The organism is Bradyrhizobium nivariense (genome assembly GCF_029846695.2).
Lineage (GTDB): Bacteria > Pseudomonadota > Alphaproteobacteria > Rhizobiales > Xanthobacteraceae > Bradyrhizobium.
The window spans coordinates 40928-63965 of sequence record NZ_JARWCR020000030.1; the positions used below are offsets into that span (position 1 = coordinate 40928).

General features: G+C 64.8%; 20 protein-coding genes and 1 pseudogene. 8 read left to right on the forward strand and 13 right to left on the reverse strand.

Annotated features, from left to right (window positions below; translation table 11 throughout):
* The first annotated feature begins 31 nt into the window (after positions 1–31).
* The 5 genes from QCM77_RS23635 (at position 32) to QCM77_RS23655 (ending at position 6539) form a co-directional block, all read left to right on the forward strand.
* Positions 32–1828, forward strand: coding sequence for a glucan ABC transporter ATP-binding protein/ permease (locus QCM77_RS23635; RefSeq protein WP_279685115.1), 1797 nt, complete (start codon positions 32–34; stop codon positions 1826–1828).
* 189 nt (positions 1829–2017) lie between these two features.
* Positions 2018–3499, forward strand: coding sequence for a D-alanyl-D-alanine carboxypeptidase family protein (locus tag QCM77_RS23640; protein WP_279685117.1), 1482 nt, complete (start codon positions 2018–2020; stop codon positions 3497–3499).
* 188 nt (positions 3500–3687) lie between these two features.
* Positions 3688–5373, forward strand: a complete 1686-nt coding sequence (locus QCM77_RS23645; RefSeq protein WP_279663184.1) for a long-chain fatty acid--CoA ligase — start codon at positions 3688–3690, stop codon at positions 5371–5373.
* 16 nt (positions 5374–5389) lie between these two features.
* Positions 5390–5944 carry a DUF924 family protein gene (locus QCM77_RS23650; protein WP_279663185.1) on the forward strand — a complete coding sequence of 185 codons (555 nt, stop codon included), beginning with the start codon at positions 5390–5392 and terminating at the stop codon, positions 5942–5944.
* Between the two features lie 109 nt (positions 5945–6053).
* On the forward strand, positions 6054–6539 hold the full coding sequence (locus tag QCM77_RS23655) for a peroxiredoxin (protein ID WP_279663186.1): 486 nt from the start codon (positions 6054–6056) through the stop codon (positions 6537–6539).
* Between the two features lie 180 nt (positions 6540–6719).
* Here QCM77_RS23655 and rnhA read toward each other — a convergent pair whose 3' ends face one another.
* The 3 genes from rnhA to ispH are packed head-to-tail and all read right to left on the reverse strand — an operon-like array spanning position 6720 to position 9139.
* Positions 6720–7184, reverse strand: coding sequence for a ribonuclease HI (gene rnhA / locus QCM77_RS23660; RefSeq protein ID WP_097662137.1), 465 nt, complete (start codon positions 7182–7184; stop codon positions 6720–6722).
* On the reverse strand, positions 7181–8164 hold the full coding sequence (locus tag QCM77_RS23665) for a homoserine kinase (RefSeq protein WP_279685122.1): 984 nt from the start codon (positions 8162–8164) through the stop codon (positions 7181–7183). Before QCM77_RS23665 ends, rnhA begins: the two co-directional genes overlap by 4 nt.
* 6 nt (positions 8165–8170) lie before the next feature.
* On the reverse strand, positions 8171–9139 hold the full coding sequence (ispH, locus tag QCM77_RS23670) for a 4-hydroxy-3-methylbut-2-enyl diphosphate reductase (protein WP_279663189.1): 969 nt from the start codon (positions 9137–9139) through the stop codon (positions 8171–8173).
* A gap of 254 nt (positions 9140–9393) precedes the next feature.
* On the opposite strand from ispH, the gene QCM77_RS23675 reads away from it, so the two are divergent.
* Positions 9394–10086, forward strand: a complete 693-nt coding sequence (locus QCM77_RS23675; RefSeq protein WP_279663190.1) for a DUF1013 domain-containing protein — start codon at positions 9394–9396, stop codon at positions 10084–10086.
* Positions 10087–10188: 102 nt separating this feature from the next.
* Here QCM77_RS23675 and QCM77_RS23680 read toward each other — a convergent pair whose 3' ends face one another.
* From QCM77_RS23680 to QCM77_RS23700, 5 genes and pseudogenes are all read right to left on the reverse strand, one after another.
* Positions 10189–10395, reverse strand: coding sequence for a DUF6494 family protein (locus tag QCM77_RS23680; protein ID WP_279663191.1), 207 nt, complete (start codon positions 10393–10395; stop codon positions 10189–10191).
* A gap of 24 nt (positions 10396–10419) precedes the next feature.
* The gene (locus QCM77_RS23685; RefSeq protein ID WP_279663192.1) at positions 10420–10689 is read right to left on the reverse strand and encodes a hypothetical protein; all 270 of its coding nucleotides are present in this window, start codon (positions 10687–10689) and stop codon (positions 10420–10422) included.
* A 147-nt stretch (positions 10690–10836) separates the two neighbouring features.
* Positions 10837–12759 (reverse strand): propionyl-CoA synthetase, encoded by a 1923-nt coding sequence (locus QCM77_RS23690; RefSeq protein WP_279685164.1) that lies wholly within the window; start codon positions 12757–12759, stop codon positions 10837–10839.
* A 147-nt stretch (positions 12760–12906) separates the two neighbouring features.
* Positions 12907–14300: pseudogene (locus tag QCM77_RS23695) on the reverse strand (tetratricopeptide repeat protein); the annotation flags it as partial.
* A gap of 133 nt (positions 14301–14433) precedes the next feature.
* Positions 14434–15195 (reverse strand): hypothetical protein, encoded by a 762-nt coding sequence (locus QCM77_RS23700; protein ID WP_279685123.1) that lies wholly within the window; start codon positions 15193–15195, stop codon positions 14434–14436.
* 103 nt (positions 15196–15298) lie between these two features.
* Between QCM77_RS23700 and QCM77_RS23705 the strand changes: the two genes are divergently transcribed.
* Entirely contained in the window at positions 15299–16876 is a 1578-nt protein-coding gene (locus QCM77_RS23705) for a cation:proton antiporter (RefSeq protein ID WP_279685125.1), read from the forward strand.
* A 78-nt stretch (positions 16877–16954) separates the two neighbouring features.
* Positions 16955–17725 (forward strand): hypothetical protein, encoded by a 771-nt coding sequence (locus QCM77_RS23710; RefSeq protein WP_279685127.1) that lies wholly within the window; start codon positions 16955–16957, stop codon positions 17723–17725.
* A gap of 132 nt (positions 17726–17857) precedes the next feature.
* Here the strand turns inward: QCM77_RS23710 and QCM77_RS23715 are convergent, their stop codons facing one another.
* The 5 genes from QCM77_RS23715 to QCM77_RS23735 all read right to left on the reverse strand — a co-directional run bounded on the left by QCM77_RS23715 (position 17858) and on the right by QCM77_RS23735 (position 22920).
* On the reverse strand, positions 17858–18664 hold the full coding sequence (locus tag QCM77_RS23715; protein ID WP_279685129.1) for an SDR family NAD(P)-dependent oxidoreductase: 807 nt from the start codon (positions 18662–18664) through the stop codon (positions 17858–17860).
* Positions 18665–18676: 12 nt separating this feature from the next.
* Positions 18677–19096, reverse strand: a complete 420-nt coding sequence (locus tag QCM77_RS23720; protein ID WP_279685130.1) for a DUF1850 domain-containing protein — start codon at positions 19094–19096, stop codon at positions 18677–18679.
* Complete coding sequence (locus QCM77_RS23725; RefSeq protein ID WP_279685132.1) at positions 19057–21165, reverse strand: TRAP transporter permease; 2109 nt, start codon at positions 21163–21165, stop codon at positions 19057–19059. Before QCM77_RS23725 ends, QCM77_RS23720 begins: the two co-directional genes overlap by 40 nt.
* A 135-nt stretch (positions 21166–21300) precedes the next feature.
* Positions 21301–22248 (reverse strand): TAXI family TRAP transporter solute-binding subunit, encoded by a 948-nt coding sequence (locus tag QCM77_RS23730; protein ID WP_279663201.1) that lies wholly within the window; start codon positions 22246–22248, stop codon positions 21301–21303.
* A 192-nt stretch (positions 22249–22440) separates the two neighbouring features.
* Positions 22441–22920, reverse strand: a complete 480-nt coding sequence (locus QCM77_RS23735) for a hypothetical protein (protein WP_279663202.1) — start codon at positions 22918–22920, stop codon at positions 22441–22443.
* Positions 22921–23038: the final 118 nt, after the last annotated feature.

The window sequence follows — 23038 nt, forward strand, 5'->3', positions numbered from 1 at the left end:
CTCCGATCTATCCGCCCGAGCTCCTCGCCCCATGCCCATCCTCCGCCTCTACACCCGCGTTCTCGAACTACTCGGCAAAGAGGCGCGGCTGGGCTGGTTGCTGGCGTTTGCCAACCTCCTGCTTGCCGCCTCGCAGTTCGCCGAACCCGTGCTGTTCGGCCGGATCGTCGACGTTCTCTCGGGCAAGACGGTCGCCGGATCGGACTCGGCCTGGCCGTTTCTGATGGCCTGGGTGGCGTTCGGGCTGTTCACCATCGCCTGCAGCGCACTCGTGGCCTTGCAAGCCGACCGGCTCTCGCACCGCCAGCGCCAGGCGGTGCTGACCGACTATTTCGAGCACATCCTGCAACTGCCGCTGACCTTCCATTCCGGCACCCATTCGGGCCGGCTGATGAAGGTGATGCTCAACGGCACCGATGCGCTGTGGCGGCTCTGGCTCGGCTTCTTCCGCGAGCACTTTGCCGCGATCCTGTCGGTCGTGGTGTTGCTGCCGCTATCACTGTACCTGAACTGGCGGCTCGCGATCCTGCTGTTCGTGCTCTGCATCGTCTTCACGGCGCTGACGACCTTCGTGGTGCGCAGAACCTTCGGCATGCAGATGGAGGTGGAGGAGCACTACAGCGAACTTTCCGCGCGCGCTTCCGACGCGCTCGGCAACGTCGCGCTGGTGCAGAGTTTCGTGCGCGTCGAATCCGAGGTGAAGGGCTTGCGCTCCGTCGCCGACCAGTTGCTCGCGGCGCAAATGCCGGTGTTGTCGTGGTGGGCGCTCGTCACCGTCATCACGCGCGCCTCCACCACCATCACGGTGCTCGCGATCTTCACGTTGGGCATATCGCTGCACGACCAGGGGCTGACCTCGGTCGGCGAAATCGTGATGTTCGTGAGCTTCGCGACGCTTCTGATCCAGAAGCTCGAGCAGGTCGTGAGCTTCATCAACAACGTGTTCATGGAAGCCCCGCGCCTGCGCGAGTTCTTCAACGTGCTCGATGCGGTGCCTGCGGTGCACGACCGGCCCGACGCGATCGACGCGGGTCGGCTCTCCGGCCTCGTCGAATTCAACGACGTCACCTTCTCCTATGACGGCAAACGGCCGGCGGTCGAGGATCTCTCCTTCACCGCGCTGCCCGGCCAGACCATCGCGCTGGTCGGCGCGACCGGCGCCGGCAAGTCGACGGCGATTGCGCTGCTGCATCGCGCCTTCGATCCGCAGTCCGGCTTCATCAGGATCGACGGCATGGACGTGCGCGGGGTGACGCTGACATCGCTGCGGCGGAACATCGGCGTGGTCTTTCAGGAGGCGCTGCTGTTCAACCGCTCGATCGCGGAGAATTTGCGCGTCGGCAAGCCGGACGCCACTGAGGCCGAGATGCGCAAGGCGGCGGAGCGCGCGCAGGCGCTCGACTTCATCGAGCGCAGCGGCGGCTTCGAGACCAATGCCGGCGAGCGCGGCCGCATGCTGTCCGGCGGCGAGCGCCAGCGGCTGTCGATCGCCCGTGCACTGCTGAAGGATCCGCCGCTCCTGATCCTGGACGAGGCGACCAGCGCGCTCGACGCCGTCACCGAAGCCAAGGTGAATGCCGCTCTCGACGAAGTGATGAAGGGCCGCACCACCTTCGTGATCGCTCACCGTCTCTCCACCATCCGTAATGCCACGCGGATCCTGGTGTTCGAGAACGGGCGTGTGATCGAAAGCGGAACTTTCGATGAACTCGTGGCCAAAGGCGACCATTTCGCCGACCTCGCCAGGGCCCAATTCATGGTTCAGGAGAACGCACGGGCCAGCGTGACAGCGGCCGAGGCTGCCGCGACTGCCGCCAAGTCGCCTTAGCAAGTCTCCACGATACCGTCGAAATTCGGCCTATTTCATTGCGGAATACCCCGCTGATGCCCCTATTCCCGACGCACGAGCCGGTATAGGTTTGCGGCGCCGCAAGCGGCGGCGCTGGATTTCAGAACCGAACATCAGATCACGAGAGCCGACCGGAACCGGCGGGTCTCCAAGGACCGGAATCGGATAGTGCACGCTCTTCGCCCGCTGCTTCGCAAATCCCTGTTCAACCTGTTCGCCGCGGCACTCGCATGCGCCGCATTGCTCGCGCCGCGCGCGGCGGGCGCCGAAGCCCTGCTCCTGATCGAGGCCGACAGCGGCAAGGTGTTGCAGGCGGAAAACGCGACCATTCCCTGGTATCCGGCTTCCGTCACCAAGATCATGACCGCCTATGTGACGCTGAAGGCGGTCAAGGACGGCAAGCTCACGCTCGACACGCTGATCACGGTGTCGCCGACAGCGGCCTCCCAATCGCCGTCGAAGATGGGGTTCCGTCCGGGAACACAGCTCACCGTCGACAACGCGCTGAAGATGATGATGGTGAAGTCGGCGAACGACATGGCCGTCGTGCTCGCCGAAGGCGTCGGCGGCTCGATCGACGGCTTCTCCGCGATGATGAACGACACCGCGCAGAAGCTCGGCATGACGCAGACGAGCTACGTCAATCCGAACGGCCTGCCCGCCGACGGCCAGATCACGTCGGCGCGCGACCTCGGCATTCTCGCGCGCTCGTTCCTGCGCGACCTGCCGGAATACGAATACTTCGTGCATATCCCGGCGATCCGCTTCGGCAAGCGCGTCACCGGCAATTTCAACAAGCTGATCGGCCGCTATCCCGGTGCCGACGGTTTCAAGACCGGCTTCATCTGCGCCTCGGGCTACAACCTCGTTGCGTCGGCGACACGCAACGGCCGCCGACTGATCGCGGTGGTGCTCGGCGCCAATTCCGGCACCGCGCGCGCGGTGAAGGCAGCCCAGCTGCTCGAGCGCGGTTTCTCGCAAGACAACCTCACTTGGCTCCGCCCCTCGCTCGGCACAGTCGAAAAGCTGGTGCCGGTCGACGCCTCGCCGCCGAACCTGCGCGAGGACATGTGCGGCGGCCATCGCAAGCGACCGGCCAGCGACGATGACGATGCGCTGATCGCGGCCAATGGCGGCACGACAGGATCGGCCTCCGCGACCGGCGGCGAAGCCCAGGTCACCTTCTTCACGGCCGGCCTCCAGCCGCCCCTGATGAAGGCGTCCGAGCTGATGGCCTCGGCCCCGGCAGCGGCCGAACCCGTGCTGGTCTATACCGGCCCGACCCGCACCGGCACCGCCCTGATCGCGGCGGTCGCGGCCGATGCCGACCAGCAGGCCACGCCAAAGCCGCGTGGCAAGAAGTCGCGCGTCGCCAAGAAGCCTGACGCGGCCGACAAGCCGAAGGACGCCAAGACGGATGCCAAGACGGCTGCCAAGACAGACGCCAAGACGGCGGCGGCAAAGCCGGATGCCAAGCCAGCTGACGTCAAGAGCGACGGCAAGACCGCAGCCAAGCCGGCCGGGACCAAGCACGCCGCGGCAAAATCCGATGCGGCGGCAAAACCAGCGGCAAGCAGCGATCAGGCTCCTAAGCCCGCCAAGCCGAAGGCAGCGACCAAGCCCGCCGCCAAGCCGGCCAACAACAGTTAACGGCGCACCGAGCTGAGACCCGCCCGTACTTCGCACTGCGGCAACGCGGTTTGCGGGGATTCCGGTAGCTACTCCCCGACCTTTGCCCTAAGCCACGACGACTTGCCACCCGTTCCGGCAAGCTCGATACTGGCAGCAATGAGGCAAGCCCGAGACACAACGGGCTCTGGTAAATGAGGGAGTTTTCCATGGAGCGCATCTGGCTCAAGCAATATCCGCCCGGCGTGCCTGCTGATATCGAGCCGACGCAATACGCATCGCTGGTCGACCTCTTGGAGGAGAGCTTTTCCAAGTTCGCCGACCGCAAGGCGTTCATCTGCATGGACAAGTCGATCAGCTATCGCGACCTCGATCAGATGTCGGTTGCGCTGGCCGCTTATCTGCAAGGCCGTGGGCTGCAGCGCGGCGCTCGCGTCGCCATCATGATGCCGAACGTGCTGCAATATCCGGTCGCAACCGCCGCCGTGCTGCGCGCCGGTTTCACCGTGGTCAACGTCAACCCGCTCTACACCCCGCGCGAGCTCGAGCACCAGCTCAAGGATTCCGGCGCCGAAGCCATCATCGTGCTGGAGAATTTTGCCCATACCGTCGAGCAGGTGATCGCGAAGACGCAAGTGAAGCACGTCATCGTCGCCAGCATGGGCGACCTGCTCGGCTTCAAGGGCGTGATCGTCAATCTCGTCGTCCGCCGCGTCAAGAAGATGGTGCCGGCCTGGTCGCTGCCGGGCGCGGTGTCGTTCAACGATGCGCTCTCGGCCGGCCGCGGCGCGACGTTCAACAAGCCAAAGCTGTCGCCCGGCGACGTCGCCTTCCTGCAATATACCGGCGGCACCACCGGCGTCTCCAAGGGCGCCACCCTGCTCCACCGCAACATCGTCGCCAACGTCCTGCAGAACGACGCCTGGCTCCAGCCGGCGCTCGCCTCGCCTCCGCATGTCGATCAGCTCATGATCGTTTGCGCGCTGCCGCTCTATCACATCTTCGCGCTGACGGCCTGCTACCTGCTCGCGGTACGCGCCGGCGGCTGCAATCTGCTGATCCCCAATCCGCGCGACATCGCAGGCTTCGTCAAGGAGCTGGCAAAATACCAGGTCAACAGCTTCCCGGCCGTGAACACGCTCTACAACGGGCTGATGCATCATCCCGATTTCAAGAAGCTCGACTTCTCCAAGCTGAAGATCTCCAACGGCGGCGGCATGGCGGTGCAGCGCACCGTGGCCGAGCAGTGGAAGGCGGTGACCGGCTGCTTCATCGCCGAAGGCTACGGCCTGTCCGAGACATCGCCGACGTTGACCTGCAACCCCGCGACCACGACCGAGTTCTCGGGATCGATCGGCATCCCCGTGCCCTCGACCTGGATCTCGATTCGCGACGACGACGGCAACGAATTGCCGCTCGGCCAGCCCGGCGAGATCTGCGCCAAGGGCCCGCAGGTGATGTCGGGCTACTGGAACAGACCGGAAGAGACCGCCAAGGTGATGACCGCGGACGGCTATTTCCGCACCGGCGACATCGGCGTGATGGACGAGACCGGCTACACCAAGATCGTCGACCGCAAGAAGGACATGATCCTGGTCTCCGGCTTCAACGTCTATCCGAACGAGATCGAGGAAGTGATCGCGAGCAATCCGGGGGTGCTCGAATGCGCCGTCATCGGCATCCCCGATTCCAAGTCGGGAGAGGCGGTGAAAGCCTTCGTGGTCAAGAAAGACCCGAACCTCACGGCCGAAGCCGTGGTCAAGTTCTGCCAGGAGCAGCTGACGGGCTACAAGGTGCCCAAGCACATCGAATTCCGTACCGACCTGCCGAAGACCAATGTCGGCAAGATTCTGCGCCGGCAATTGCGCGACGAGAAGAAGGCGGAGGCGGCGTAAGGCGCACCGCTGGTTGATGACTGACGTCGGCGACATCACGCCGGCCGGCATTCTCGCCTTCTGGCGCGAGGCCGGTCGCGAGCGCTGGTACAAGCACAGCGACGCTTTCGACGCGGAGGTCAGGCGTCGCTTTCTTCTGCTATGGAAGAGAGCGACCGCCGGCGAGCTGGCCTCCTGGGAAGACAGCGACGAGGGCGCGCTGGCGCTCGTCATCGCGCTCGACCAGTTTCCCCGCAACATGTTCCGCGGCACGCCGGAAGCCTTTGCCAGCGACGCGCTGGCGCGCGACGTCGCCCGCCGCGCAATCGAGAGGGGCACAGATCGCAGGATCGATCCCGTCCTGCTCGAATTCCTCTATTTGCCCTTCATGCATTCCGAGCACCTACCCGACCAGTTGCATTGCGTCGCGCTGTTTCAGAACACCGACAATGCGGAGAACCTGAAATACGCCCGGGAGCACGCCGACATCATCCAGCGGTTCGGCCGCTTCCCCCACCGCAACCGCCTCCTGGGACGCGAGACCACGGAGGACGAGCAGGCGTTCCTCGACGACGGGGGGTTTGCCGGCTGATGACATAACAGTGAAGGGCCGCGACCCTCGCCTCCTCCCCCACCGGCAACATTGTGCAGCGCCGCCGCACGGTCTAAAAAGCGGGACCGATTTTCAGGGAGACTTCACGATGACCATCCAGACTGGCGACAAGCTGCCCGAGGCGAAATTCCGAGTGATGACGGCGGACGGCCCGCAGGTGAAGACCACCGACGATATCTTCAAGGGCAAGAAAGTGGCGCTGTTCGCGGTGCCCGGCGCCTACACCGGCACCTGCCACAAGATGCATCTGCCGAGCATCTTCCTCAACGCCTACGCCATGAAGGACAAGGGCGTCGACACCATCGCCATCGTCTCCGTCAACGACGCCTTCGTCATGAACGCCTGGAAGCGCGACACCGACCAGCGCGACGAGGCCATCTTCCTCGCCGACGGCAATGCCGACTTCGCCAAGGCGATCGGCATGGAGCTCGACGCCTCCGGCAACGGTCTCGGCATCCGCTCCAAGCGCTATTCGATGCTGGTCGAGGACGGCGTGGTCAAGAAGCTGAACCTCGAAGCGATGCCCGGCAAGGTCGAGGTCTCCGGCGGCGATACGCTGCTGGGGCAGCTGTAAGCTTTTAGACGCCACTCTCAGCCACAAATAACACTGTCATGCCCCGCGAAAGCGGGGCATCCAGTATTCCAGAGACGTCGCGATTCATTACAGCCGCCGCGGCGTACTGGATCGCCCGCCCCAGTGCGCAATTGCGCTCAAGGCGGGCGATGACAGTTGAGAGTGGAGCGCCGACCGCGGCTACTCCGCCACCCTCTGCTGCAACCGCGCCTTCACGATCCCGTCGCGCGCCAGCTGATCGGCGCGCTCGTTTTCGGGATGCCCTGCGTGGCCCTTGACCCAGTGCCAGCGTACCTCATGCGCTTTCAGAGCGGCATCGAGGCGCTGCCATAGCTCGACATTCTTCACCGGCTTCTTGTCGGCGGTGCGCCAGCCGTTGCGCTTCCACCCGTGGATCCAGCCGGTGATGCCCTGCCGCACATATTGGCTGTCGGTGTAGAGATCGACGGTGCACGGCTTCTTCAGCGCTTCAAGCGCGGAGATCGCCGCCATCAACTCCATCTGGTTGTTGGTGGTGTGGCGCTCGCCGCCGTTCAGCTCCTTTTCCTTGTCGCCGAACTTCAGGATCGCGCCCCAGCCCCCGGGCCCGGGGTTTCCCGAACAGGCGCCGTCGGTATAGATCGTGACGTTGGGAAGCTCGCTCACGCGACCAGCCCTGACGGCATCAGCCCGTAGTCGCGCACGGTTGAGACGCTCTGGTGGAAGCGCAGCTTGCGGACATATTCCAGCGGATCCTTCGGCTTGACCAGTGCGCCGGGCGGAACGTTGAGCCAGTCGACCAGCCGCGTCAGCAGGAAGCGGATCGCGGCGCCACGCGCGAGCAGCGGCAACGCAGCCTCTTCCGCCTCGGTCAGCTTTCGCACCCGGCCATAAGCATTGAGGAAGGCGCGCGCCTTGGTGACGTTGAAGGAATGATCCGGCTCGAAGCACCAGGCGTTGAGGCAGATCGCGACGTCATAGGCAAACCAATCGTTGCAGGCGAAGGTGAAGTCGATGATCCCCGAGAGCTGGTCGCCGAGAAAGAAGACGTTGTCGTTGAAGAGGTCGGCGTGGATCACGCCTTCGGGCAAATGCTTCGGCCAGACCCCGCTCTCGAGGTAGTCGAGCTCGTGGCTAAGGAACGCGCGCAGGCCCGGCTGCACCTCGTCGGCCCGGTGTGATGCCGCATCGAACAGCGGCCGCCAGCCCGAGACCGAGAGCGCATTCGCACGCTTGATCGCGAAATTGGCGCCGGCCAGATGCATCTTCGCCAGCGCCCCGCCGACGCCCGCGCAATGGGCGGCGTTCGGCTTGCGCGGCCAGACGCCTTCGAGAAAGGTGATGATCGCGGCCGGCCGGCCCGACAGCTCGCGCAGCGCTTCGCCGTCTCTTCCCTTCACCGGCAGCGGGCAGTTGATGCCGTGCTCGGCGAGATGCGTCATCAGCGCGAGGAAGAACGGCAGATCGTTCTTCGCTACGCGCTTTTCATAGAGCGTGAGGATGTACGAGCCCTTGGTGGTGTGCAGCAGGAAGTTTGAATTCTCGACGCCCTCGGCGATGCCCTTGTAGGAGAGCAATTCGCCGAGATCATATTCGCTCAGGAAATCCGCAAGCTCGTCGGCGGCGACGTCGGTGTAGACCGCCATATGGGTCTACTCGGCAGCGGCTTCGGGGCGCACCTGGCGCGGCAGCGGGAAGAACTCGTTCTCCTCCGCGGCCGAGACCGTCTCCACATGCAGCGTGAAGCGCTCGGCGAACGCGTCCATGATCTCCTCGACGATCACTTCCGGTGCCGAGGCGCCCGCGGTGATGCCGAGGCTGGTGATGTTCTCGAACCGCTTCCAGTCGATTTCGGTGGCGCGCTGCGCCAGCACGGCGATCGGGCAGCCCTCGCGCTCGGCGACCTCGCGCAGGCGCTGCGAGTTCGACGAGTTCGGCGCACCGACCACGATCAGCGCGTCGACCACCGGCGCCACCTTCTTCACCGCGAGCTGGCGGTTGGTGGTGGCGTAGCAGATGTCTTCCTTGTGCGGCCCGTTGATGTTCGGGAAGCGCTCTTTCAGGAGCGCGACGATCTCCGCGGTGTCGTCGATCGAAAGCGTGGTCTGGGTCACGAAGGCGAGGTTGTTCGGATCCTTCGGAGCGATGGTCTTGGCGTCCTCGGCGGTCTCGATCAGGGTCACGGCGCCAACCGGAAGCTGGCCGAGCGTGCCGACCACCTCGGGGTGATGGGAATGGCCGATCAGGAAGATCTCGCGGCCGCGCTTGAAATGGATCGCGGCCTCGCGGTGCACCTTGGTCACCAGCGGGCAGGTCGCATCCAGCGAGAACAAATTGCGGGACGTCGCGTCGGCCGGAACCGATTTCGGCACGCCATGGGCCGAGAACACCACCGGCGCGGTGGTATTTTCCGGGATCTCGGCGAGCTCCTCGACGAAGATCGCGCCCTTCTTTTTCAACCCATCGACGACGTACTTGTTGTGCACAATCTCATGGCGAACATAGACCGGGGCGCCATACTTATCGAGCGCCCGTTCCACGGTATCGATCGCCCGGACCACCCCGGCGCAGAAGCCACGGGGAGAACAAAGCACGATCTTGAGGTCTGGTTTGGCTGACATTGAGCAATCTCGGGACCGAATCACCTCGCCAAATGGGCGGGAAGCGGTCGATGGATGAATAGGGGCTTAGATACGAGCTTACAGCGAGTTCAGAGGGAATTGGGCCCCCTTTCGGGCGCTGTCAAGGCACTATCTATAGCAGAACCATTGCGTGGCTACCCCCTCCGGGCTTATATAGCGCGAATTCCCAGTCATCGCTGATGACCACCGGCTTCGCCTCCAAAGGGGTGGGCGAAGCACAAAGGAGATTTGCCATGAGCAACGCACCTCTGATGCCCAAGGCGACCGCCGTTTGGCTGCTCGACAACACCGCGCTGACCTTCGACCAGGTCGCCGATTTCACCAAAATGCACCCCCTCGAGGTGCGCGCGATTGCCGACGGCGACGCGGCCCAAGGCATCAAGGGCATGGATCCCCTTTCCAACGGCCAGCTGACCCGCGAGGAGATCGAGAAGGGCGAGAGGAGCCCGGACTACCGGCTCCGCCTCCAGGAGAGCAAGGTGGTGCTGCCGCCGCAGCCCAAGCGCAAGGGCCCGCGCTACACCCCCGTCTCGCGCCGCCACGAGCGCCCGAGCGCCATCCTCTGGCTGCTGCGCAACCATGCCGAGTTGAAGGACGCCCAGATCATGCGCCTGGTCGGCACCACCAAGAGCACGATCGCCAGCGTCCGCGACCGCACGCACTGGAATACGTCCGCGCTGACGCCGATCGACCCCGTCACACTCGGCCTCTGCTCGCAGATCGAGCTCGATTTCGAAGTGGCGCGCGCGGCGAAGGAAAAGCCGATCGACACAGCCTATGGCGGCGCCACCCTGCTGCCGGCCTCCGAGACCACCAAGAAGGACGAGTTCGAGCCGGCGGAGAAATCCAGCGACGACCTCAACGTCGACGCCGTGTTCGCCAAGCTCAAGACGCTCGGCGGCAAGAAGCAGGAGGAGGAGGAGTAATCCTCCGCTTTCGATCTGATTTTGAACGCGGCGGGGTGACTCGCCGCGTTTTTGTTTGGGCTTGTGTTGAACAGCGCGCCCATAGTGGCCTCACGGAAGCTTTCAGCCCAGCTCGATCGTGTCGTTGACCTCGTGGACGAGTCCGACGCTGTCGATCGTCAGCACCATCTTCGCGTTGAGCTTCTCATGGTCCTTGATCCGACCTGCCGCGATCGCATCGCGCACGGCCTTTTCGATCTCGCGCTGCGAGGTGACGCCGACTCGCTTCAGGAATTTGCGCAGGCTGGTGTTGAACTGGTCCTCGTTCATGGTGGCCTCCGTAGACCGGGCGGCTTACGGCCGCTCCGGATGGTTCAGCATGTATTCGCCGAGATCGCGCTGGCGGCGGTCGGAGCGGGCGGTCGCGGCGCTGCGCTGGACGTCGCGGTCCTTGCGGCAGGCCACGTATTCGGGCGAGCCGGCTGCATAGCCGCGGCTCTGGCAGACCGCGTCGTCATCGTCACCGCCCATCGCGACCGGCGTCTGATAGCGCGCCGAGCAGGCGGCGAGAGCGACGGCTAGCAGTACGGCTGTGAGCAGGCGCGGCGCGACGACGAGTGGCATACGAGGTTCCCTATTGGCCGGCCTTGTTTAGCGCGGAATGAGGAGATTGTAAGTCCCGCAGCACGCCCTCGTCATGCCCCGCTTTCGCGGGTGATGACGGCTGAAGCCGGAGCAGCGGCGTCAAGCCATCCTGGCAGGACGGTGCGATCACACCCTTCCCTTCAGCGCCTCCCCGATCTCGTCGAGCACCTTGGGATCCTCGATCGTCGCGGGCATGGTCCAGGTCTCGCCGTCGGCGATCTTCTTGATGGTGCCGCGCAAGATCTTTCCGGATCGCGTCTTGGGCAGGCGGCCGACAACGATCGCGAGCTTGAAGGCGGCAACGGGACCGAGCCTGTCGCGCACCAGCGCGACGATCTCTTTCTCGATCTCGGCAGGGGGCCGCTTTACGCCGGCCTTGAGCACCAGGAAGCCGCAGGGTACCTCGCCCTTGATCGCGTCCTTGACGCCGAGCACGGCGCATTCGGCCACATCGGCATGCGAAGCCAGAATCTCCTCCATGCCGCCGGTCGAGAGCCGATGGCCGGCGACGTTGATGATGTCGTCGGTGCGGCCCATGACGAAGACATAGCCGTCCTCGTCCTTGTAGCCGGCATCCGATGTTTTGTAGTAGCCGGGGAATTCGGTGAGATAGGCTTCCTTGAAACGTTCGTCCTGATTCCACAGCGTCGGCAGGCAGGCTGGCGGCATCGGCAGCTTGATGACGATCGAGCCCATGATGTTGGGACCGACCGGCTTTGCGGCCTCGTCGACCACGTCGACCTGATAGCCCGGCATCGGCACCGTCGGCGAGCCGTGCTTCACCGGCAGCTGGCCTAAGCCGACCGGATTGCCGGCGATGCACCAGCCGGTTTCGGTCTGCCACCAATGGTCGATCACCGGCACCTTCAGCTGCTGCTCCGCCCATTCCACCGTCGGCGGATCGGCGCGCTCGCCGGCGAGAAACAGCGTGCGGAATTTGGAGAGATCGTATTGCCGGATGAACTTGCCTTCCGGATCCTCCTTGCGAATGGCGCGGAACGCGGTCGGCGCGGTGAAGAACGCAACCGCCTTGTGCTCGCTGATCACGCGCCAGAACGCGCCGGCATCGGGCGTGCCGACCGGCTTGCCTTCATACATGATCGAGGTCGCGCCGTGCAGCAGCGGGCCGTAGACGATGTAGCTGTGGCCGACCACCCAGCCGATGTCGGAGCCGCACCACCAGACCTCGCCCGGCTTGACGCCATAGAGGTTGAACATGGACCATTTCACCGCGACGAGATGGCCGCCATTGTCGCGCACGACGCCCTTGGGAATGCCGGTCGTGCCTGACGTATAGAGGATGTAGAGCGGATCGGTGGCCGCGACGGGCACGCACGGCGCCTTCTTGCCGTCGTTCATCGCCTTGCGGCGCAGGTCGGCCCAGTCATAGTCGCGGCCGGGCGTGAGGTCGCAGACGAGCTGCGGACGTTGCAGCACGATGCAGGCCTTTGGCTGGCTGCCTGCGAGCCTGATCGCCTCGTCGAGCAGCGGCTTGTACTGCACGATGCGACCGGGCTCGATGCCGCAGCTCGCCGAGAGAATGAGCTTTGGCTGGGCATCGTCGATGCGGGTTGCGAGCTCTTTCGCGGCAAAGCCGCCGAACACCACGGAGTGCACCGCGCCGGTGCGCGCGCAGGCGAGCATCGCGACCACGGCCTCCGGCACCATCGGCATATAGAGGATGACGCGATCACCCTTGGCGACACCGAAATCCTGCATGATGGCGGCGATCACCTGTACTTCGGCCAGCAGTTCGGCATAGGTGAATTTGGTGACGCTATTTGCCAGCGGCGAATCATGAATCAGCGCGACCTGGTCGGCGCGGCCGCGTTCGACATGGCGGTCGAGCGCGTTGTAGCAGGTGTTGACGACACCGCCGCTGAACCAGCGGCCATAGACCCCCTGCAAGGGATCGAAGATCTTTTTCGGCGGCTCGATCCAGTCGATCTCCTTGGCCGCCTCGGCCCAAAAGCCCTCGGGATCGGCCAGCGAGCGCGCATAGACCTCGTGATAGCTGCTCTTTCCGTCGCCTTTTCCTCGGACGTTCATTCCCGCGCTCCCGTTCCCATTATTTCGCTTGGCCTTGACCTTGTGGCAGGACAAACGTCGCGCCATGACAGGGATCAAGTACCGGCCTTGTTTGGGGGCTATTTTCCCGGGAACGGGCCGCGGTTCAAGCTGAAAGAACGGTGCTAAGCTATCCATCGCATTCAGCCGCTGTAGCCGCTCCTGCATGACCTTCCTGAGATCATAGCCCGGGCGGCCGAAGCTGGTATTGCGGGTGACGAGGAAGTCGCGCTGGGCGCGGCGGAGGTCGCCGGCCGAGCGCCCTTTCGAAGCCTTCAACACGCGCTCATAGGTCTCGGCGATCTGGCGGTCGAGCACGCCCAACTGCGGATCGGCACAAATCACCTTCTCGACCTCGCGCTTCGCAGTGGCACAATCGAACGACGGGGCATTGCGGGAATTCGCCGCGAGCGGCCGCAGCGGCTCGCCGCCGAATTTCGCGATCTCGGCGATCATGGTGCGGCGACCGCTGGCCGCATTGTCGTTGCCGGGATCGAGCTTGAGCGCGGTCTCGTAATCGGCCAGCGCCTTCCGGCGCTCGCCCATTTTCTTGTAGAGCACGGCGCGGTTGTTGTAGGTCTGCGCGAAATTCGGATCGAGCTTCAGCGCGGATTCATAGTCGCTGAGCGCAGCACCAAGCTCGCCCTTGAACTGATAGGAATCGCCGCGGTTGGAGAAGAAATTCGGCCGCGGCGCCAGCCGCAGCGCCTGGTCGTAATCGGCGATCGCCTTGTCGTACTCGCCCATCGCGGCCAGCGACAGGCCGCGATTGTCGTAATATTCGGGCACCTTCGGATCGAGCCTGATCGCCTCACCATCGTCGGCAACCGACTTGTCGAGCTGGCCGAGCTTCTTGTAGGCGGCGCCACGATTGGTGTAGCTGCGCGGCCGGTTCGGATCGAGCCGCAACGCCTCGCTGAGATCGCGGATCGCCTTCTCGTTGTCGCCGCCGAGATAATAGGTCACGCCGCGGTCGGACCAGGCCTGCGCATCGTCAGGCTTCAGCTTGATCGCCTGGTCGTAATCGGCGAGCGCGCGGTCGAGCCGGCGCTGGTTGGTGTAGACCACGCCGCGCAGCTCGTAAGACTCCGCATCCTGCGGATCGAGCTCGATGGCCTTGCTGAGGTCCGCCGCGGCGCGGTTGAGATCGCCGCCGGCCTCGCGCAGGAGATCGCCGCGCAGGCGCCACGCTTTTGCATTCCTGCCCTCCAGCGCGATGGCGCGGTCGATATCCCGCAGCGCCTGTGTGAGACCGCCCGAAGTCCGCGCATTGGCGTCAGCGCGCACCAGCAGTGCGGCGGCGCGATCGGAGGATGGATTTGAGGCCTGGTTGATGATGGCGCTGCAGGCCGGGATCAACTCGGCCGAGCGGCCTTGCTCGCCATCACGCAATCGACGCCGGGTCCGCCGCCGGCCGAGGCCGGGGTTGCAAGGACAAGGCTCATCACAGCGCCGAGCAGCAGAGCGCGCAGCGGGATATTGGCAAACGACGAGGTTGGCGCGGAAGGACGCGTACCGCACATGGCGTAGGCTCCGTGACATCGGGTTTTCACCGTTGTCGCTGCGAGAGGGCGCGGGGTTCAAGCCATAGGCCCTGCGAGGGACGGATCGCCGCCTGCACTCCCTCGCCGCTCGCGCGGGGAGAGCCGAAGAGCGTCAGTACCCATCCACCCCGTTCAGCCGCAGCAAGCGCTCCTGCATCGCCTTCTTCAAATCATATCCCGGTCGGCCGAACCCGGCATTGCGGCGGGCGATGAAATCGTCCTGCTCGCGCTGAAGCGCCTTCGCTTCGCCCGCATTGCGGGCTTCGCGCAACACGCGCGCGTTGGCGGCAAAGACCTCGCGGTCGAGATCGGCGAGCTCGCGGTCGGTGCAGATCGCCTTCTCGACGGGGCGGCGCGCACCCTTGCAATTGAAGCTGGGCTTGCCTGCGACCGCCATCTGCGCGCCGATCCGCTCGATCTCGCGCGCCATCGCCTTGTGATTGATCTTGGCCTTCGCGTGGTTCGGATCAATCTTCAATGCCGAGCCGAAATCCTGCACCGCCTTAGGCTTGTCGCCCTTCCTCAGCCACAGCTCGCCCCGCGCATTGAAGAGGTCGGCGAGCGTGGGATCGAGCTGCAGGGCCCGGCTGTCGTCGGCGATCGCGCGGTCGACCTGCTCGTGCCGCGCATAAAGCCCGCCGCGCGCGATCAGCGCCTTGACCATGTCCTCCTTCGCCGTCTTCTCGTTGTCGATCACGGCCGCACAGGCCGTGGCCGCCTTGTCGATGTCGTCGGCCGCGGCAGCTGCGAGGCATGGCGCGACGTCGACCTGCGGCACCGCAACCGGCTCTCCGCCGGTCGCGGCCCGGGCCACGGCAAGCGAGAGCGCGCAGAACAGCCCGGCGGCGGAGAACTGAATGAGAAAAGAACGCATGCTCGTCACAGTCGGAAAGTCTGCCTTATCCTGCCTTCAGTCTTGCCTTCGGTCTTGCCTTGGGGCCACACCATCCATCATACGGCCGGATTGGTGCTAGCCTGTGGCGCCGCTCAAATCGGTTTCGGGGATCAACGTGTCGACATTCGAATGGATCATCGTGCTTCTGCTCGGCGCCGTTGCATTATCGGCGCTGGCGCGGCGGATCAAGGTCCCTTACCCGACCTTTCTCGCGATCGGTGGCGCGCTGATCGCCTTCGTGCCGTCGAGCCCGTCCTGGGCGCTGGAGCCCGACCTGGCATTGGCTCTTTTTGTCGCACCGGTCCTGCTCGATGCCGCCTTCGATACTTCACTACGCGATCTCCGCAACAATTGGGTTCCAGTCTCCACCCTGGTCGTCGCCGCCGTCGGCCTGACCACGGCCGGCGTGGCCTACGTCGCGCACCGGCTGATGCCGGACATGCCCTGGGCCGCCGCGGTTGCGCTCGGCGCCATCGTGGCCCCGCCGGATGCGGCCGCCGCGGTCGCGATCCTGAGCCAGGTCAAGCTGCCTCACCGCATGGTGAAGGTCCTGGAAGGCGAGAGCCTGCTCAACGACGCGACCGCGCTCTTGATCTATCGCATTGCGGTCGGCGCGATCGCCACCGAGCATCTGGCATGGAGCCAGGTCGCGCCGACCATGGCGCTGGCGCTGGTCGGCAGCGTCGTCGCGGGACTCGTCGCAGGCCGCATCATCCCGCTGTTCATGGAACGGGTGAAGGAAGCGCCGAGTGCGATCATCGTGCAGTTCGCCACCACCTTCATGGTCTGGATTGCCGCCGAGCATCTCGGCCTCTCGGGCATCCTCACCATCGTGGTCTACGCCATCACCATCGCGCGCACGGCGGGGGCGCGCATGCCGGCGCGGCTGCGGGTGCCGTCCTATGCGGTGTGGGAGACCATGGTGTTCGTGCTCAACGTGCTCGCCTTCATGCTGATCGGCATGCAGATGCGGCCGATCTGGACGCGGCTCGATGCGGACGTGCGCTGGGAATATTGCGTGGCCGCGGCCTGGATCCTGCTCACGGTGGTCCTGGTGCGGCTGGCATGGATCACGTTCTACCGCACGACGCTGCGCGCGCTGATCGCGCACGGGGTCTATCACCCGAAGGATCCGAAGCAGGTCGCCTCGCCCAAGGGCGGCCTCATCGTCTCCTGGTGCGGCATGCGCGGTCTCGTCACGCTCGCGACCGCCTTTGCCCTGCCGGAGAACTTTCCCTATCGCGACTTCATCGTCTTCTCGGCGTTTGCGGTCGTGCTCGGCACGCTGGTCGTGCAGGGCCTGACGCTGCGGCCACTGATCCTGGCGTTCGACCTCAAGGACGACGATCCCGTCGGAGTGGAGGTCGCGCGCGCCCGCGCCGTCGCCTATCGCGCGGCGCTCGATGCAGTCGAGGACGATCCATCCGAGGAGGCTGAAATCCTGCGACTCGAATATCGCGCCATCCTGATGCAGGCGGACGACGATCCGAACGGCGGCATCGCCAACGGCGAATTGCCCGCCGATCCCCTGCGCCGCCGCGCCATCGAGGCCGCGCGAAAATCGATCTTCGATCTCCGCGCCACCGAGGTGATCGGCGACGATGCGTTCCATCGGATCGAGGAAGAGCTCGATCGCGCAGAATTGAGCGCGGGGGGTTAGATCTCGTCATCCCCGACAACGCCCTCCACAGGTGGCTAGGGCTTTGAACCAAACGCCGCCTCTCCAGACTCATCCCTCATGACGACCCTTATCGACGACCGTCGTGTGCGCGCGCGAGATGCGTCGCCCGCACGATATTTTTATCTCCACATGGCCCTGGCCTGCGCGGCCACCGCTTTTCTCGGCTTCGCACCGACCTATTTTGTGCCGCTCGCGCAACGGAATTTGTCCGCAAGCCCCGTCATTCATTTCCACGGTCTCTTGTTCTTCACCTGGTCTCTCTATTTTGTGATCCAGACCTGGCTCGCGGCCTCGGGTCGCGTGGTCAATCACCGTTCGCTCGGCATCGCCGGCGTCTCGCTCGCGACCGCGATGACGATCTTCGGTTTCCTCGCCTCCGTGCATGTGATGCAGCATTCCGCCGCACTCGGGCAGAAAGAGGCCGGCATCGCCTTCTCGATCGTGCCGATGAGCGGGATCGCGTTCTTTGCAGTGGTGTTCGTGCTCGCGATCATGAACACGCGAAAGCCCGAGATTCACAAACGCCTGATGCTGCTCGCCGCGGTCTCGATCCTCGATGCCGCGATCGCGCGCTGGTTTCTCACCTTCCTCGCGCCTCCGGGACCGCCCGGACCGCCGCCGGTACCCGTCACCATCGCGCCCGCAGTGGTCGCTTCGCTGCTGCTGGTCGTCGCCATGGTGCGCGACTGGCGCACCGAAGGCCGGGTGCATCCGGTCTACATCTACGGCACGCTCGCGATGCTGGCGGTGAAGGTGCTGAACTGGCCGATCAGCGAAACGGCGGCGTGGCATTCGTTTGCCGGCGGGATTTTCGCGCTGGCGCAGTGATGTCGTCCTGGCGAAAGCCAGGACCCATTACCCCGAATGCCTGTTGTTGACACAGGCTGGAGCCGGCAGTCTTCGCCAAACCGAGCCTTGTGGTAATGGGCCCTGGCTTACGCCAGGGCGACGAGCAAGGAGCTACGCCCCCGCCTTGCACGTGATCCCGCCGTCCACCACCAGTTCGATCCCCGTCACATATTTCGCTTCATCCGACGCCAGGAACAGCGCGGCGTTGGCGACGTCGAAGGCCTCGCCCATGTGGCCCATCGGCACCTGCGCATCGCGCGCGCGCCACATCGCTTCGACGTCGCCCTTGGCGTAGCTGGCGGCGAGACCTGCGGAATGTTCGACCATCGGCGTCTTCATCAGGCCGGGCAGGATCGCGTTGACGCGCACGTGATGGCGCGCGAACTCGATCGCGGTGGTCCGCGTCATCTGGTTCATCGCCGCCTTCGAAGTGCCGTAGGTGACGTAGGAAATGCCCATGTGGCGGATCGAGGCGATCGAGGAGATGTTGATGATGGAGCCGCCGCCCTGCTTCACCATCACGGGGATGACGTGCTTCATGGCGAAATAGGCGCTCTTGAGGTTGACGCTGAAGACGCGATCCCAGCTCTCCTCGGTGACCTCGACCACGCTGCCCATCTCGGCGATGCCGACATTGTTGTCGAGGACGTCGATGCGGCCGTAGGCCTTCAGGCACGCCGCGACCATCGCCTCGACCTCGCTCGCGCGGGAGACGTCGGCGGTGAACGCCCTCGCCTTGCCGCCTTCGTCCGTGATGATCTTCGCGGTCTCCCCGGCCGCCGCGCCGTTGCGATCGACGCAAAACACCTGCGCGCCCTCGCGCGCAAAGGTCGCCGCGGTGGCCTTGCCGTTGCCCCAACCGGGTCCGATCGAGCCGGCGCCCACCACCATCGCAACCTTGCCCTTGAGCCGATCCATCGCGTGTCTCCCTTATTTCTGCTGTTCTTCGCAGATGCTCATCGTGGTGACGTTAGCACCGATCGGATGCCCGACAATCTCGGATAGCGTCTGGCACGCGCCGTCATGGCATAGCCGCCATTCGCCTGCCACGCCCGAATTGCCCAGCACGACCTCCTGCATCGGCGCGCGCGCAGGCCTCCATTGAAACCAGCCGTCGACGAGGCGCGCCTCGGGCGGCGGCTCCATGCCGGGGCCGGTGCCCTTCACCCGCGCCTGCACGAGTTCGAGCCCGGCGGGGGTGACGCGCCAGTCTTCCTGCCAGTCGACCTTCGCGATCGAATGCGTCCACACCAGCGTGAAGGCGGACAGCGCCAGCGCCTTCACGCCTGAAGCTGTGGCGAAGCAGAGGCTCACACCGCCTCGACCGGCGCCGGCGGACGCTGCCGCCACTGCCACAGCACGATTGCCGCGGAGAGCAGGAAGCCCGCGGTGTCGCTGAACGGGAAGTCGCCGAGCAGGCACAGCGCCGCGCCGAGCGCGACCAGGCGTTCGACGATGGTCAGTCGCGTGAACAGGAAGCCGATCGCGACCATGCCGAACAGCGCGATCGCCACCAGCGCCTTGAAGGTCGCGAGCGCCACCGCGCCGTAGAAGCCGAGCTTGGCCGCCATGGGATCGCCGGCCTGCAGCATCAAGGCGGGCGAATAGACGAAGATGAAGGGAATGGCGTAGCCGGCGAGCGCGATGCGCATCGCCTCCCAGCCGATCTTGTCCGGATTCTCCTTCGCGATCGGTGCCGCCGCAAGCGCCGCCAGCGCCACCGGCGGCGAGAGGTCGGCCATGATGCCGTAATAGAACGCGAACATGTGGCTCGCGATCAAGGGCACGCCGAGTTTCGCCAGCGCAGGTGCTGCGAGCGCCGCGGTGATGATGTAGGTCGGGATGGTCGGGATGCCGGTGCCGAGCAGGATCGACAACAGCATGGTCATGATCAGCGCCAGGAACAGGCTCTTCTCGCCAAGCCCGATCACCCAGCCGCCGAAGATGGTGCCGACGCCGGTCTGCGACATCATGCCGATGATGACGCCGACGATGGCGCAGGCCATGCCGACGGTGATGGCGGATTTCGCGCTTTCGGCCAGCGCATCGCGGCAGGCGCGCAACGCAGCAAAGCCGCCACGCACGAACGCCGTGATCACGATCAGTCCGACGACGACGGTTGCGACCGGCACGATCTGAAGGCCGTCACGCGACAGCGCGGCAACGACGAGCGCGAGCCCGATCCAGAAGATGCTGCGGATCACCATCGAGGATGCGCCGGCGGTGATGCTGGCGCCAAGGATCAGTGCCACCGTCAGCGCAAGGCCCATGCTGCCGGCATAGAGCGGCGTAAAACCTTCGAACAGCATGTAGACCAGCGCCGCGAGCGGCAGCACGAGATACCAGCGCGTCACCAGCGCCTTCCACGCGCTCGGAATCTCGGAGCGCTTCATGCCGACGAGGCCGTGCTTGCCGGCTTCCAGATGCACCATCCAGAACGCGGAGGCGAAATAGAGCATCGCGGGAATCGCGGCCGCTTTCACGATTTCCGAATATTGCACGCCGAGCGTCTCCGCCATGATGAAGGCGACCGCCCCCATCACCGGCGGCATGATCTGTCCGCCCATCGAGGCCGTCGCCTCGACGCCGGCCGCGAACGCGCGGCGATAGCCGAACCTGATCATCAGCGGAATGGTGAACTGGCCGACGGTGACGACGTTGGCGACGCCGGAGCCGGAGATCGTGCCCATCATGCCCGAGGCGAACACCGCGACCTTAGCCGGGCCGCCGCGGGTCCTGCCGAATAACCCAAGAGAAACGTCGGTGAAAAGCTGGATCATGCCGGCGCGCTCCAGGAACGAGCCGAACAGGATGAACAGGAAAATGTAGGTCGCCGAGACGTAGATCGGCACGCCGTAGAAGCCTTCGGTGCCGAACGACAGATGCGTGACGATCTGGTCGAAATCATAGCCGCGATGGTTGAGCGGCGACGGCAGATATTGTCCGAAGAACCAGTAGACGAGGCAGGCGCCGCACATCAGCGGCAGCGCCGCGCCCATCAGGCGCCGCGTGCCCTCGAAGATCAGCACCGCGAGCAGCGTGCCGACGGCGAGGTCGAAGCGCGTCGGATCGCCGTCACGCGCGATCAAGTCCGCGTAGAAGATCCACTGATAGAGCCCGCAGAAGAAACCGGCGCCGCCGATCAGCCAGCCGAGCGCGCGGCCGACATCGCTCTTCGCGGTGAAGTTGGCGATCAGGCCGAAGGTGAGAAGCACGAGGAAGCCGACATGGACGCCGCGCACCACCTGGCTCGGCAGATAGTTGAAGGCGGCGACGTAGAGCTGGAAGGTGGCGAACGCGATGCCGATCCAATAGGCGAGATGCCCCCACCAGCCCGGACCGAAACCTTCCGGGAAACCGTGCTCGAAATTGTCGAACTCGACCTTGACGGGCTCTGCGGAGCCCTCTGCCTGCAACATCGATAAGTCCCCGCGCCCCTGACAGGGCGTTCCTGCAGCATTCGCGCCGCATCCTGAAACGTCACGCCCGGGACATCAGCGCGAAGACGCGCTTCGCGCTTTTGCCCGGGCATGACGATGTGGAGAGAGCCGATCCTACTTGATCAGCCCTTTTTCCTTGTAATAGCGGATCGCGCCGGGATGCAGCGGAACCGGGCTGCCATTGGCCGCCGTCTCGAGCTTGATCTCCTTGCCCGCCGCATGCGCGTTGGCGAGCTCGGGCAGCGAGTCGTAAACCAGTTTTGTCATCTGGTAGGCGAGGTCATCCGACACCGCCGAGCTGGTGACGAGATAGTTGACCACGGCCGCGGTCGGCACGTCCTTGTCCTGCCCGGTATAGGTGTTGGCGGGAATGGTCGCCGCGATGAAGGGCAGGCCGATCTTGTCGACGGTCTCCTTCGGCACCGACACCACCGTGATCGGGCTCGAAGTCGAGAGATCCTTCAGCGAGGCCACGCCGAGCCCGGCCGATTGCAGCGTCGCGCCGAGCTGGCGGTTCTTCATGAGGTCGACAGATTCGGCGAACGGCAGGTATTCCACCTTGCCGAGGTCCTTGTAGCTCATGCCGGCCGCCGCCAGGATCGCGCGCGAATTGAGCTCCGTGCCCGATTTCGGCGCGCCGACCGACAGGCTCTTGCCCTTGAGGTCTGCCAGCGTCTTGATGCCGCTCTCGGCGGTCGCGACGATCTGGATGTAGTTCGGATAGATCGCGCCGATGGTCCTGAGCTTGTCGAGCTTGGTCTTGAAGCCCGCCTCCTCCTCGCCGTCCCAGGCGGCCTTGAGCGAGTCACCCAGCGTGAACGCCAGCTCGCCGCGGCCCTGCTGCAGCAGGATCAGGTTCTCGACCGACGCCTTGGTGGCTTGCACCTGCGTCTTCACGTTCGGAATCTTGTCGCCGTAGATCTTCCCGATCGCGACCCCGAGCGGATAGTAGACGCCGGAGGTGCCGCCGGTCAGCACGTTGATGAAGGATTGCGCCTGCGCGCAAGGTGCCGGCGCCGCCAGGGCAAGAGCCGCGGCCACGCCGAAAATCGTCCGTTTCATGATTTTTCTACTCCCCAGACCGGCCGGGAAATTGGCCGGATGAGGCGACCGGGTCAACCCATCCAAAAGTCAAAACAGGACCGCGGTAAATGGCTGTCCTGGCTCGATTTTTGGGGAACCCGGAAGGTGCGGCGAGGTGGCGCAGCCAAGTCTGGACAGCACCCTCACTGGCAAGCCCTCACTGGCAAGCCCTCACTGGAAGGTCATGTCCAGGCACTTGGAGATGTCGGAGCCGAGGCCCGAGGAGATGATGATGCAGCCGCGCACCTTCTGCGCGCTGACGTCGGCGGCCCAGACCGAGTAACCGCCGGGGCCGAAGAACGAATTGGTGTTCGGCGGCTCGGTCTCGGTGGCGTCGAAATCGTAATGGCCGTCGGTCTCGAAGATGCGCGGCTTCTTGGTGCAGCCGCCGTCGGTCTGGACGTTGATGACTTCCTTGTTGTCGCGGGTCAGCGCCAGCGAGACCTGGCAGCGGAAATATTCCGAGGTCTTGGTATTGAAGAGGTAGGTGTAGGACTTGCAGGTCGCCGTGTTCAGCTTGCCCGGGGCCAGGCCGCGGCTGCATGAGATCCGCTGGTTGTGGCTGAGCTGGTAATCATCGGCCCGGGCGGCCGGCGCCAGCGCCGTCAGCAGCAGCGCGGCTGTCCCGCAGACTTTAATGACATGGCTCATCCGAATCATCCCCACCCATATTTTTGTCGAATTGCGTTCTAGACGGAAAGCGGAACATAGTCGCGCGGGGACGAAGGGAAAATCACAAACTGCTGGGCAAGACGTGATGCGCTGCGGC